Below are 12480 nucleotides of genomic sequence, written 5' to 3'. Positions count from 1 at the left end.
TCACCGCCTGCCGGCCCGTCGGACGGCGAGCCGGCGCCAGCAGAGCGCCCCGCCCAGTCCGGCGCCGAGCAGCGTGAGCGCGCCCAGGCCGAACACCCCGGCCGGGGTGAGCACGGTCCGCGTCGGCGCGACGCCGGCGGCCTGCTCCGACCCGGCGGGGATGGTGATGGGGACCACCGGCTTCGGCGCGGGGTTGGGCTTGTTGACCAGCGTCAACGCCAGCGTGCTCCCCGGGGTGAGCGTGCCGCAGGCGGTCGGCGGGTTCTTGGCGTCGAAGCCCTTGTCGTACCCGGGCGCGGCCTCGACCTCGACCAGGCAGACCTCCTGCGGGGTCTTGAGGTCGGGCACGGCCGCGGTGCCGTCCTTGCCGGTCCTGACGACCAGCGGCTTGCCGTCGGAGCCGGTGAGCTTGCCGTCGTCCTGCCTGAGCGCCGGGCTGGTCTTGTCGGCGGCGGTCACGCGCAGCGCCACGCCCGAGATGGCCGCGCCGGTGGACGCGTCGACCTTGGACACCTTGACCTCGCCGGGGGCGTTGCGGGCGGTGACGGTGCCCTCCTGCGACAGCGGGGTCTCCCCACCGGTGGTGATCACCTGCTGGACGCCGGGCTTGTTCGGCTTGAGCAGCACCGGCTGCGCGCTGGGGGCGCGCACCGAGGCGGCCAGCTTCGGGTTGAGCCCGGTCGGCGTCAGGTCGACGGCGAGCGGGGCGCCGTTGGCCGGTGTCTTGGCCGTGCCGCCGGCCGCGTCGCCGCCGAGGGTGCCCCCGGTCACGGTGAGCTGCACCGGCACCCCGCCGACCGGCTTGCCGGTCGCCGAGACGACCTGCACGGTCCACTTGTCCGCCTTGCCCACGGTCTGCGCCTGCTTCGGCGGGGTGAGGGTGAGCTTCCACGGGCCGCGGTGCGCCTCGGCGTCGGCCTCCAGCCTGGCCACGGCCTCCTTGGCCTTCGGCTTGGTCTTCGCCAGCTCGTCGAGGTGGTACTGGACGTTGTACCCGATGGTCTCGTAGCCGTTGTTGGGGTCGAGCCGGCCCTGGTCGGTGGTGCCGGCGGTCCAGGAGTGCAACAGGTGGGCCAACGCGGCGGCCTCGTCGGCCGACGTGGTGTTCTGGTAGCGCAGCAACAGGTAGGACACCTTGGCCGCGACCTCGGCCGAGAGCGGCTCGCCCCACTTGGTGGTGAGCGGTCCTCCCGGCTGGAAGTCGACGTCGTCGCTGGGTTCGTTCAACGCGAACTGCACGCACCACACCTGCTGGCCACGCCAGGTGTACGAGCCGAGCCAGTCGGTGTCGTGGCGCTGGCCCTTGTACGGCTGCGCCTTCACGTTGTGTCCGAGCCGCTCGCCGGCGGCTGTCGCGCTGCCGGGCACCGCGACGGTGGCCGCCGCGGCGAGCAGCGTGGACCCGGCCAGCCAGGTGAGCAGCTTTCGCAGCCCCTGCATGTGTTCCCCGCTTCCCGATCGAGTCCGTGCGGTGTGCGGCCGGGCCGGTGGTGTGCCGCCCGAGGGGGACGGTCCTGCCGGCGTCCCCCGACGACGACCGACCGCGCGGTCCCCAAGGCTTTCCCTTGATCACGGTGAGTCACAAGCCGCCAGTGGGAGGACGGGTGACACCACGATGCGCGAGGAACCGCCCGGAACGGGTGGCCAGGATCACCGGGACGGCGCAGGTTCGGGTCCGGGCGGTGGGGATGGCTCATCACCGTGAGTGTCGTGACCGACATATCCCGAGAAAGCTCACCTCGGTTCGGCCACCCCCCGAGTAAAGTCGCCTTTACCGTCCGGGGAACCGGCCGGCGGCAGCCGCCGTTGAACCCTTGACGGCGTGACCACGCTCCAGGAGGACTTCAGGTGCGCACGACCAGCAACCCTGCGTTCCGCAACCTGCCGACGGGCGGCGGGTACGCGACCTTCGACAACTACCCGGGCGGTCCCTACGGCTACCCGGCCGCCGGCGCACCCACGACCGCCGAGCGACCGATGACCATCGACGACGTGGTCACCAAGACCGCGATCACCGCGGGGTCGGCGCTGGCCGCCGGCGTCCTGACCGCGGTGACCGGCATGTACGTCCTGGCCCTGCCCGCCATGGTCGTCGGCCTGGTGCTCTCCCTGATCATCATCTTCAAGCAGAGCGCCAACCCCGGCCTGGTGCTCGGCTACTCGGTCGCCGAGGGCGTGTTCCTCGGCGCGCTGACCGGGGTGCTCGACAAGCTCTACCCGGGCATCGGCTTCCAGGCGATCGTTGGCACCGCCGGCGTGTTCGGCGGCATGCTGCTGGTCTACAAGACCGGGGCCATCCGGGTCACCCCGCGCCTGACCAGGTGGATCGTGGGCGCGACCATCGGCGTCGCCGTGCTGATGCTGGCCAACCTGCTGGTGAGCTTCTTCCACACCGGCGGCCTGGGGCTGCGGGACGGGTCGCCGCTGGCGATCGGCTTCAGCCTGCTGTGCATCGGCATCGCGGCGTTCAGCTTCCTGCTCGACTTCGACGCCGCCGACCAGGCGATCCGCTCGGGCACGCCGGCCAGGTACGCCTGGTACATCGCCTTCGGCCTGATGACCACGCTGGTCTGGCTGTACCTGGAGATCCTGCGGCTGCTCCAGTACTTCCGCGAGGACTGAGCGGTCCGGCGAGAGATCACGAGGGCCCCGGCGCACGCCGGGGCCCTCGCCCTTTCTGGCGGATCTCTGCCGGACTCATGGCGGTCCCGGCCGGACGGGTGACGAGCCGGACGGGTGCCGGGCCGATGCCGAGCCGGGCGGGTGCCGAGCCGGGCCGATGCCGAGCCGGGCGCGCCGGCGGCCCAACGACCGCTCCTGTCACGCGCCGACGCCCGCCCACCCCGGCGGACGGGGACGGACGGGCGTCAGCGTCGTGGATCTGGTGGACGCGCCGGCGGGCTCCGGTCAGCTCAGCCGCTCGATGACCATGGCCATGCCCTGGCCGCCGCCCACGCACATCGTCTCCAGGCCGAACCGCTTGTCGTGGAACTGGAGCGAGTTGATCAGGGTGGTCGTGATCCGGGCGCCGGTCATGCCGAACGGGTGGCCGACGGCGATGGCGCCGCCGTTGACGTTGAGCTTCTCCAGCGGGATGCCCAGGTCCTTGTACGAGGGGATCACCTGGGCGGCGAACGCCTCGTTGATCTCCACCAGGTCGATGTCGTCGATGGTCATCCCGGCGTTGGCCAGCGCCCTGCGCGAGGCCTCGACCGGGCCGAGGCCCATGATCTCCGGCGAGAGCGCGGAGACGCCGGTGGACACGATCCGCGCCAGCGGGGTGATGCCCAACGCCCGCGCCCGCTCGTCACTCATGATCACCAGGGCTGCCGCGCCGTCGTTGAGCGGGCAACAGTTGCCGGCGGTGACCCGCCCGTCGGGCCGGAACACCGGCTTGAGCCCGGCCACCTTCTCGTAGGTGGTGCCGGCCCTGGGGCCGTCGTCGGCGCTGACCACCCTGCCGTCCGGCAGCGTCACCGGGGCGATCTCCCTGGCCCAGAACCCGTTGGCGATGGCCTTCTCGGCGAGGTTCTGCGACCGCACGCCGAACTCGTCCATCTCCTGGCGGCTGACGCCCTTGAGCAGCGCCAGGTTCTCCGCGGTCTGGCCCATGGCGACGTAGATGTCGGGCACCCCGCCGTCGGCGCGCGGGTCCCGCCACTCCTCGGCGCCCTCCTCGGCGACCAGGGCCGTGCGCTTCTCAGCCTCGGCGAACACCGGGTTGTGCGTGTCCGGCCAGGTGTCGGAGTTGCCCCTGGAGTAGCGCGAGACGGTCTCCACGCCCGCGCTGACGAACACGTCGCCCTCACCGGCCTTGATCGCGTGGAAGGCCATGCGCGTGGTCTGGAGGCTCGACGCGCAGTACCGGGTGACCGTGCAGCCGGGGAGGTGGTCGTAGCCGAGCAGCACCGAGACGACCCGGCCCATGTTGAAGCCCTGCTCGCCGCCGGGCAGGCCGCAGCCCAGCATCAGGTCGTCGATCTCGGTCGGGTCGAGCTGGGGGACCTTGTCCAGCGCGGCGCGGACCACCTGCGCGGTCAGGTCGTCCGGGCGCATGTCGACCAGCGAGCCCTTGCCGGCGCGCCCGATGGGCGAACGTGCCGCGGCGACGATCACTGCCTCAGGCATTACGGAACTCCTTTGTCCGGGTTTGCCGTGAGGGTAGTGTCGCGCGCCGTCGCCGCCAGTGCGACGAAGGCCACTCGGCGAGGGCCGTTCAGCCGTCGACGCCGACCGTGCCGACCGTGCCAACCGTGCCAACCGCGCCGACCGCGCCCTTCGCACCCGGTGCGCCGTCTGAGAAGCGTGCGGCCTCGGCCCTGCGCAGCGCCCGGTTGAGCCGGGAGACGATCCGCGCGGTCGGCCGCCGGGCCTCGGCCGCCGCCGACCGGGTCGGCGCCACGGGCACCGGCCCCGTCCACAGCGAGGCCGCCACGCAGAGCGTGGGCAGCAGGACCTCGCGAGCCGCCGCGTACCCGGCGGCGGAGGGGTGGAACTGGTCGGTGCTGAACAGCTCGGCCGGCCTGGTCAGGAACTCGGGGGACAGCAGGTCGGCCAGCGGGACCGGGTGCCCGCCCGCCGCCTCCACCGTCCGGCGCTGCGCCCTGGCCAGGGCCAGGCTCCAGGTGCGGGCGACCGAGCGCAGGGGCTGCGGGATCGGCCGGATGGCCCCCAGGTCGGGGCAGGTGCCCACCACGACCTCGACCCCGGCGGCCCGCAGCCGGCCCACCTGCTCGCCCAACAGCTCGGCCGAGGTCCGCACCGACAGCTTCGTCGTCACGTCGTTCGCGCCGATGATGACCAGGGCCAGGTCGGGCGGCTCGACGAGCGCGGCGTCCACCTGGCCCGGCAGCTCCCTGGTGGTGGCGCCGCTGACGGCGTGCGTGACCAGGCGCACCGGCCGTTCGGCCTCCGCGGCGAGACCGAGGGTCAGCAGCACGCCCGGCAGCTCCTCGGGGGCGTCCACGCCGACCCCCGCGGCGGAGGAGTCGCCGAGCACCGCGAAGGTCAGGGGCCGCCCGCCCACGGCGGGGTCGTCGGCCGTGAGCGGCCCCGACCCGTCGGGCAGGTAGACGCCGTCGGCGCGCAGCGGGGGCGCCTCGGGCACCCCGATGACCCGCCGCGCCCTGCGGGACTGCTCCGTGAGCAGCCCGTACGCCGCTCCCGACAAACCACCGATCGCGCCCGTGGCGAGGGCCACCGCGCGCAGAACCCGAACCCCGATCACCGCGTCCCCCTCCCCGTCACATGGCCGCGCCCACCGGACACGAGCGCCGTCGGGACCGTCAGCTACGAGAGTCGTCGGGAACGACGCCGACGACGCGGGAAATTAACGCACATGGCGGACACCTTCTTCCGACACGACCCCACGCCGCGTCGGGCTCACTCGACCCGCTCGGTGACCGGGTCCGGCCGCTCCCCGAGGAACTCGATCCAGGCCGTCTTGGCGCACGGGTAGTGCTTGGCCGCCTCGACCAGGTCCATGAACCCGACGATCATCCGCTCGAACCAGACCTGGAGGCGGGTCTCGGCGAACCAGCCGTTCTCGGTGAACGCCTGGTGCGCCTGGGCCAGGCTGAACATCTCCGGGTACACGCGGGCGCCGAGGTGCTCCAGCGGGACGCGCAGCGCCCACAGCCCCCGGTTGCCGCCCGCCATGGACGGGGAGGCGGACATGAGGAGTCCGTGCCGCTCGTTCAGCGGCTGGGGCCGGAAGCGGGAGACCCAGTCGATCGCGTTCTTCAGCCCGCCCGGCACGGAGAAGTTGTACTCGGGGGAGCTGATGACGAAGGCGTCGTTGGCCTCCAGCCGGCGGCGGAACTCCTGGGCGCCCTCCGGGAAGCCGTCGAGGTCCTGCACGTCCTGGTCGTAGGAGGGGCAGTCGAAGTCCCGCATGGCGGCGAAGTCCACCCGGCCGCCCAGCGCCTCGATCACGGTCGCGGCGAGCGTGGCCAGCCGGTGGTTGAGCGAGCCGGCGCGCAGCGAGGCGGCGAACACCAGGAACCGGATCCGACGGCGGTTGTCCGTTGGCACGCCGACTGCCATGCCGACCTCCTCGCGCGGGCGGGCGTGGGGACAGGCTAGGCAAGCGGGGGGAGGGCCGCCCGTCGGCGCGGGACGGCCCTGCGGGACGCGATCGTCGGCCGGTGGCGCTGCCCGCCCGGGTGGCGCCGTCCATACGTCCAGGTGATGTCGCGGTGGGTCGGCTCGACCGGGGTGGGCGCCGGGTCTTTGATCCCGCACGGGTTCCAGACAACTGGACCGAGAATCCCAGAGACATTCGGGAGTGGAGTTGCGACAGATCAGGAACCTCGCGGTCGTCATGTCCGCGGGCGCCGCGCTCGCCATCGCCGCGGCGGGCACCGCCGGTGCGGAGCAGCCGTCCAACAGGTTCGGGGTGGGGGACGCCGCCTTCGGGCCGAAGGGCATCACCACCGACCACGCGAGCCTGTCGGCCAAGGGCATCCGGGCGGTCCTGGACTACCCCACCATGGCGGAGCAGGCCGGCCTCGGCATGTTCGGCAAGGACTCGTCGTTCGCCGCGGCCCACCCGTGCAAGGTGTTCGGGATGGGGTCGGACGGCTTCCAGCAGCAACCGTGTTGAACCGGCGGTCGGAGCGCCCTGGACTCCGGTCCGGGGCGCTCCCACGTCCGTGGTCGCCGGAGCGGGGCGGGCGGAGTGGGGCGGGCGGAGTGGGCGCGGGTGAGCCGCGCCGCCGGGAGGCCGGTTGTGGGCTGTGTCTCTCCCGTTCGGTCGTCCCGCTGTCGTCCCCGCCTGGTCGTCCTCCGCCGTCCGCGCGGGTCCTGTACGCCGGCGGGGGGAGGACATAGGCTCACTGGAGCGTCTCAACGACTGGGAGGGCAGCACTGGTGGAGTACGTCGAGCACGTCGTCGACCTGGTCGGGAACACCCCCCTGGTGAAGCTGGGGTCGGTGGCCGACGGGTTGGCTCCGCTGGTGCTGGCCAAGGTCGAGTACCTCAACCCGGGCGGCAGCGTCAAGGACCGGATCGCGCTGCGCATGGTCGAGGCGGCCGAGGCCTCCGGCGAGCTGCGGCCCGGCGGCACGATCGTCGAGCCGACGTCGGGCAACACCGGTGTCGGCCTGGCGCTGGTCGCCCAGCGCAAGGGGTACAAGTGCGTCTTCGTCTGCCCGGACAAGGTCAGCGAGGACAAGCGCAACGTGCTGAAGGCGTACGGCGCCGAGGTCGTGGTGTGCCCGACCGCTGTCGCGCCCGAGCACCCCGACTCCTACTACAACGTCTCCGACCGGCTGGTGCGCGAGATCCCGGGCGCGTGGAAGCCCAACCAGTACGCCAACCCGGAGAACCCGGCCAGCCACTACCACTCCACCGGCCCCGAGCTGTGGCGGCAGACCGAGGGGCGCATCACGCACTTCGTGGCCGGCATCGGCACCGGCGGCACGATCTCCGGCACCGGCCGCTACCTCAGGGAGGTCAGCGGCGGGCGGGTGCGGATCATCGGCGCGGACCCGGAGGGCTCGGTGTACTCCGGCGGCTCCGGCCGGCCCTACCTCGTCGAGGGGGTGGGCGAGGACTTCTGGCCCACCACCTACGACCGCGACATCTGCGACGAGATCGTCGCCGTCTCGGACAAGGACTCGTTCGAGATGACCCGCCGGCTCGCGCGGGAGGAGGGGCTGCTGGTCGGCGGCTCCTGCGGCATGGCCGCCGTCGCCGCCCTGCGGGTGGCCGAGCGGTGCGGGCCGGACGACGTGGTCGTCGTGCTGCTGCCCGACGGCGGGCGCGGCTACATGTCCAAGGTCTTCAACGACCAGTGGATGGCCTCCTACGGCTTCCTCGCGCCCGACCACTCCGGCGCCTCCGTGGGCGACGTGCTGCGGCGCAAGGCCGGCGACATGCCGGAGCTGGTGCACGCGCACCCGAACGAGACGGTCGGCGACGCGATCGCGATCATGCGGGAGTTCGGCGTCTCGCAGATGCCGGTCGTCAAGGCCGAGCCGCCGGTGATGGCGGCCGAGGTCGCGGGCGCGGTGAACGAGCGGGACCTGCTGGACGCGTTGTTCGCCGGCAAGGCGCAGCTTTCCGACCGGCTGGAGCTGCACATGTCCTCGCCGCTGCCCGCGGTGGGCGCCGGCGAGTCGATCAACGCCGCGCTGACCGCGCTCTCCGCGGCCGACGCCGTCCTGGTGCTGGTGGACGGCAAGCCCACCGGTGTCGTGACCCGGCAGGACGTGCTGGGCTTCCTCGCCGGGCGCTGATCAGGGCCTCCCGGCGCCGCCCCGACCTGGCTGGTCGGCGGCGCCGGGTTCGGCCGGCGCGCCGCCTCACCCCGTCGGGTGCTTTCCGGTCGATCGGGTGGACCCCCGCCGTTCTCACAGGGGCCGAACGGAGCATCCGCTACCGTGATGCCCCGTTCGTGACCGGCACGGCCAAGGGAGTTGCAGACCCGATGACCGCTCCACAGCCGCCGCACGGTGGCGTGGCACCCGGCGCGCCGTTCGGCGCCCCGGTGCCCCAGGACCCGACGGTGAACCCGGGCGGCGGGGCGCAGCCCCCGGTGGGCCAGCAGCAGACCCCGGACGCCACCCAGGTGGTCGCTCCCGGCCAGCAGCCTCAGGCCCCCGCCGGCGGCGAGCCGGGGGTGACCCAGGTGGTCTCGCCGACGCAGTCCGCCGCGCTGGCCGCCCAGTCCGCCGCGTCGGACGCGGGCGCCACGCAGGTGGTCCCGCCCGGCAAGGTCGCGCCCTCGCCGGCGAGCGCGTCCGCCCCCGCGGCCTCGGCCTCCTCCGACGACGCGGGCGCGACGCAGGTCGTGACCCCGGGGCAGGTCGCGGCGCTCGCGCAGGGCGCGTCGGCGTCCGGGACCGACTCCGGCGCCACCCAGGTCGTCAACCCGAGCCAGTTCGGGCAGCAGGCCGCGACCGGGGCTGGCTTCCCCCAGCCGGGGATGCAGCCCGGTTACGGTCAGCCGCAGCAGTGGGGCCAGCAGCCCGGGTACGGCCAGCCGGGGATGCCGGGCGTCCCGCAGCAGCAGGGCCAGTGGCCGGGCGCTCCGGGCATGCCGCAGGCGGGCCAGCCGTTCGCCGGGGCTCCGGGCGCCGCCCAGCCGGGGCAGTGGCCGGGCGCTCCGCAGCAGGGCCAGCCCGGGTACGGGCAGCAGCCGGGCTACGGCCAGCCGCAGCAGTGGGGGCAGCAGCCCGGGTACGGGCAGCAGCCCTACGGGGCCTACGGGCAGCCGTACGGCGCGCCGGCCGGCCAGCTCGCCGACTGGGGGGCGCGCGCCGTCTCCGCGTTGATCGACTTCGTGGTCCCCGCCGCCCTCGTGGGCGTGTTGGCGCTGCTGGGGACCCTGATCGGCGGCGTCGGCGTCTTCCTGCCGCTGGTCGGCTACGTCGGCATGCTTGGTTTCGTCCTGTGGAACAGCGTGTTCCAGCAGGGCACCACCGGGCAGTCGCTGGGCAGGAAGGTCGCCGGCACCCGGCTGGTCAACGAGCAGACCGGCCAGCCGGTGGGCGCGGGCACCGCGTTCCTCAGGCAGATCTGCCACGCCGCGGACTCGCCGCTGGCCATCGGGTTCCTGTGGCCGCTGTTCGACGAGAAGAAGCAGACCTTCGCCGACAAGATCGTCGGCAGTGTGGTCGTCAAGGTCAACTGAGACCGGTCTCCGCCGAGTCCTCTCTCGCCGAGCCCGTTCTCGGCCGAGGCCCCCGGGTGCGCGCCCGGGGGCCTCGGTGTTTCCGGCCGTGGTGGTGGTTTCACCACGGATCCGCTCTCTCGCCGACGGAGCGGGCGGTAACGTCCGCTCCCATGTGGAACCCCGGCTCGCCCGGACAGCATCAGCCCGGTCACCCGGCCCAGTACGGTCATCCCGGACCCGTGGCGCCACCCCCGCCCACGGTCAAGCCGCCCACCAACGTCACCACAACCCTCGCGGCCGTCGCCGCCCTCTTCGCCGCGGCCCTGGTGGGCGGCACCATCGTGGAGATGGCGCTGAACGGGGTTCTGCTCTTCGTCTTCACCATGAAGACGGATCCCGTGACGTTCGTGCTCACCCTGATGGCGTTCGTCCGGTTGCCGTGCCTCGGGCTCGGAGGGGTGCTCCTCATGCTGGGCAAGCGCGTCGGGCATGTCCTGGTCTTCGTCGGCGCGTCGATGGGACTGGTCACCGTGCTGGTCAGCGTGTCGACGTTCGGCCTGCCACCCTTGGCCAGCAACGCGACGTTCCAGTTGCTGGCCAACGTCGTGCTCGCGATCGCGGTGGTGGTTCTCGCTCTTCTCCCACAGACCCTGCGGTACCTGGCCTACCGGAACGCTCAGGTGTCGGGGGCTCCCGCGTTCGTCCCCGCCGGGCCGCCGGCCGGTCCTGGCATGCCCCAGGGCTACGGTCCGCAGCCCGGTATGGCTCCACCGGGAGCGTACGGTCAGCCGGGCGCGTTTCCGCAGCAGCCGCCGGCACCCGGCTACGGGCCGCCGCCACAGGGGTGGTCCGGCTGACGGGCGTGTCGGTTCACGGTCGTCCGGGAGAGGCGTTCGTCTCCGGTCGGCGCGAGGCGGGCCAACACCACTCGTTCGTGGGGTTCGGCCCGCTTCTCCTTCCTCCGGGGGACCTCGGACCAGCGGTTTCTGTCAGCCCCCCATGAGACGTTTGAAGTGGGGGGTCCCCCAACTACAGGCCTGTAGGCGCGCGCATGCCAGGGGTCGGCGCGCGTGACGCCGATCCGAGGAGACCGCGCCGCGATCACGGGGCACCGGCGCGATGGGCGCGATGGGGGTGCCACACGTCACCAGAGCCTCCTCGTCCCCGTCCGCAAGGGACACGACAGACCGCTGATCCCGCTGGACGGACAACGCCCCGGCTCAGCGAGGTGAGACGCGGTCGGCCCCGCGCGGCGCGCGCGACGACGGTTCCCCCGGCGGGAACGGTGGCTAGGCTGCGTCCATGAGTGACGGTTTCGCCACCAGGGCCATCCACGTCGGCCAGGACCCCGAGCCCGGCACGGGTTCGGTGATCGTCCCCATCTACGCCACCTCGACCTACGCGCAGGACGGCGTGGGCGGGTTGCGGGGCGGTTACGAGTACTCGCGCACCGGCAACCCCACGCGGACCGCGCTGGAACAGTGCCTGGCCTCCCTGGAGGGCGGCCGCCACGCCCGCGCCTTCTCCTCCGGGATGGCCGCGAGCGACGCGGTGCTGCGGGCCGTCGTCCGGCCCGGCGACCACATCGTCATCCCGAACGACGCCTACGGCGGCACGTTCCGCCTGGTGGACAAGGTGCTGCGGCACTGGGGCGTCGAGCACACGCCGGTCCCGCTGTCCGACGTGGACTCGGTGCGGGCCGCGCTGCGCCCCAACACCAAGCTGATCTGGTGCGAGACGCCGACCAACCCGCTGCTCAACATCGCGGACATCGCCGCGCTGGCCGAGGTGGCGCACGGCGCCGGCGCGAAGCTCGCCGTCGACAACACCTTCGCCTCGCCGTACCTCCAGACCCCGCTGGAGCTGGGCGCGGACGTCGTGCTGCACTCCACCACGAAGTACCTGGGCGGCCACTCCGACGTGGTCGGAGGCGCGATGGTCACGAACGACGACGAACTCGCGCAGCAGGTCGCGTTCCTCCAGAACGGCGCGGGCGGCGTGCCCGGCCCGTTCGACGCGTGGCTGACGCTGCGGGGGATCAAGACGCTCGCGCTGCGGATGGAGAAGCACTCCGACAACGCCGAGCGGATCGTGGAGGCGTTGCTGAACCACCCCAGGGTCGAGCAGGTCTACTACCCGGGTCTGCCCACCCACCCCGGGCACGAGGTGGCCGCCAAGCAGATGCGGCGGTTCGGCGGCATGGTGTCGTTCACCGTCGCCGGCGGCGAGCAGGCGGCGATGGACGTGTGCGCCCGGACCCGGCTGTTCACCCTCGCCGAGTCCCTCGGCGGCGTGGAGTCGCTCATCGAGCACCCGGGGCGCATGACGCACGCCAGCACCGCCGGCTCCCTGCTGGAGGTCCCCAACGACCTCGTGCGCGTGTCGGTCGGCATCGAGGACGGCTCCGACCTGGTCGCCGACCTCGTGCAGGCCCTGGGCTGACCGGACGCCGACGACGGTGGGGTCGCGCGGCGCCCGCGCGGCCCCACCGCCCCGACGTGCTACTGGTCGTAGAAGTTCGACGAGTTGGGGATGGTCTCGCCCTGCCTCGGCCCGACCCTGGAGTACTCCAGGCGCGGCACCTCGCGCAGGTCGCCCTGCTCGACGCAGCCCCCGACGAGCTCGACGACCCCGTCCCGCGACACGTACCGACCGGGGTCCGCGCATCCGGCCCTGGCCACCGTGAACACCGCCGCGCCGGCCAACGCCACGGCCGCGGCCAGGGACGCGACCAGCGGGGCGGTTCCGGTGCCCCGACCCAGGCGCGTCATGTCACACCTCCCAGCAGCGGTGGCTCGACGTCGTGGAGTGACTGGGCGTGCGCCAGCGGCGACGCGCGTCCGAGCGTACCGGGCCGGCC

General features: G+C 73.1%; 11 protein-coding genes. 6 read left to right on the top strand and 5 right to left on the bottom strand.

Going from position 1 to position 12480, the window contains the following annotated elements:
• Complete coding sequence (locus LX15_RS13330; protein ID WP_253669875.1) at nt 1-1440, bottom strand: SpaA isopeptide-forming pilin-related protein; 1440 nt, start codon at nt 1438-1440, stop codon at nt 1-3.
• A 408-nt stretch (nt 1441-1848) separates the two neighbouring features.
• Between LX15_RS13330 and LX15_RS13325 the strand changes: the two genes are divergently transcribed.
• Entirely contained in the window at nt 1849-2622 is a 774-nt protein-coding gene (locus tag LX15_RS13325) for a Bax inhibitor-1/YccA family protein (RefSeq protein WP_253669874.1), read from the top strand.
• Nucleotides 2623-2907: 285 nt separating this feature from the next.
• Here the strand turns inward: LX15_RS13325 and LX15_RS13320 are convergent, their stop codons facing one another.
• The 3 genes from LX15_RS13320 to LX15_RS13310 all read right to left on the bottom strand — a co-directional run bounded on the left by LX15_RS13320 (nt 2908) and on the right by LX15_RS13310 (nt 6045).
• Nucleotides 2908-4128 (bottom strand): acetyl-CoA C-acetyltransferase, encoded by a 1221-nt coding sequence (locus tag LX15_RS13320; protein WP_253669873.1) that lies wholly within the window; start codon nt 4126-4128, stop codon nt 2908-2910.
• 88 nt (nt 4129-4216) lie between these two features.
• Nucleotides 4217-5227, bottom strand: a complete 1011-nt coding sequence (locus LX15_RS13315) for an SGNH/GDSL hydrolase family protein (RefSeq protein ID WP_253669872.1) — start codon at nt 5225-5227, stop codon at nt 4217-4219.
• 155 nt (nt 5228-5382) lie between these two features.
• A complete protein-coding gene (locus tag LX15_RS13310; protein WP_253669871.1) occupies nt 5383-6045 on the bottom strand; it encodes an NADPH-dependent FMN reductase in 663 nt (220 codons plus the stop codon).
• A 247-nt stretch (nt 6046-6292) separates the two neighbouring features.
• Here LX15_RS13310 and LX15_RS13305 point away from each other — a divergent pair, with 247 nt between their 5' ends.
• The 5 genes from LX15_RS13305 (at nt 6293) to LX15_RS13285 (ending at nt 12062) form a co-directional block, all read left to right on the top strand.
• Entirely contained in the window at nt 6293-6604 is a 312-nt protein-coding gene (locus tag LX15_RS13305) for a hypothetical protein (protein WP_253669870.1), read from the top strand.
• A 266-nt stretch (nt 6605-6870) separates the two neighbouring features.
• Complete coding sequence (locus LX15_RS13300) at nt 6871-8241, top strand: cystathionine beta-synthase (RefSeq protein WP_253669869.1); 1371 nt, start codon at nt 6871-6873, stop codon at nt 8239-8241.
• Nucleotides 8242-8432: 191 nt separating this feature from the next.
• On the top strand, nt 8433-9638 hold the full coding sequence (locus LX15_RS13295) for an RDD family protein (RefSeq protein ID WP_253669868.1): 1206 nt from the start codon (nt 8433-8435) through the stop codon (nt 9636-9638).
• 221 nt (nt 9639-9859) lie between these two features.
• On the top strand, nt 9860-10477 hold the full coding sequence (locus LX15_RS13290; protein WP_253669867.1) for a hypothetical protein: 618 nt from the start codon (nt 9860-9862) through the stop codon (nt 10475-10477).
• Nucleotides 10478-10922: 445 nt separating this feature from the next.
• The gene (locus LX15_RS13285) at nt 10923-12062 is read left to right on the top strand and encodes a cystathionine gamma-synthase (RefSeq protein WP_253669866.1); all 1140 of its coding nucleotides are present in this window, start codon (nt 10923-10925) and stop codon (nt 12060-12062) included.
• A 59-nt stretch (nt 12063-12121) separates the two neighbouring features.
• Here the strand turns inward: LX15_RS13285 and LX15_RS13280 are convergent, their stop codons facing one another.
• A complete protein-coding gene (locus LX15_RS13280; protein ID WP_253669865.1) occupies nt 12122-12391 on the bottom strand; it encodes a hypothetical protein in 270 nt (89 codons plus the stop codon).
• Nucleotides 12392-12480 lie beyond the last annotated feature (89 nt).

Source organism: Streptoalloteichus tenebrarius (assembly GCF_024171885.1).
Classification (GTDB): Bacteria; Actinomycetota; Actinomycetes; order Mycobacteriales; family Pseudonocardiaceae; genus Streptoalloteichus; species Streptoalloteichus tenebrarius.
The sequence above is the reverse complement of the archived record's forward strand: the minus strand, read 5'-3'. Positions and strand labels throughout refer to the sequence as shown.

Coding starts and splice junctions, on each gene's coding strand:
- LX15_RS13330 (WP_253669875.1), bottom strand. CDS start 1,440: ATGCAGGGGCTGCGAAAGCTGCTCACCTGGCTGGCCGGGTCCACGCTG.
- LX15_RS13320 (WP_253669873.1), bottom strand. CDS start 4,128: ATGCCTGAGGCAGTGATCGTCGCCGCGGCACGTTCGCCCATCGGGCGC.
- LX15_RS13310 (WP_253669871.1), bottom strand. CDS start 6,045: ATGGCAGTCGGCGTGCCAACGGACAACCGCCGTCGGATCCGGTTCCTG.
- LX15_RS13295 (WP_253669868.1), top strand. CDS start 8,433: ATGACCGCTCCACAGCCGCCGCACGGTGGCGTGGCACCCGGCGCGCCG.
- LX15_RS13285 (WP_253669866.1), top strand. CDS start 10,923: ATGAGTGACGGTTTCGCCACCAGGGCCATCCACGTCGGCCAGGACCCC.
- LX15_RS13280 (WP_253669865.1), bottom strand. CDS start 12,391: ATGACGCGCCTGGGTCGGGGCACCGGAACCGCCCCGCTGGTCGCGTCC.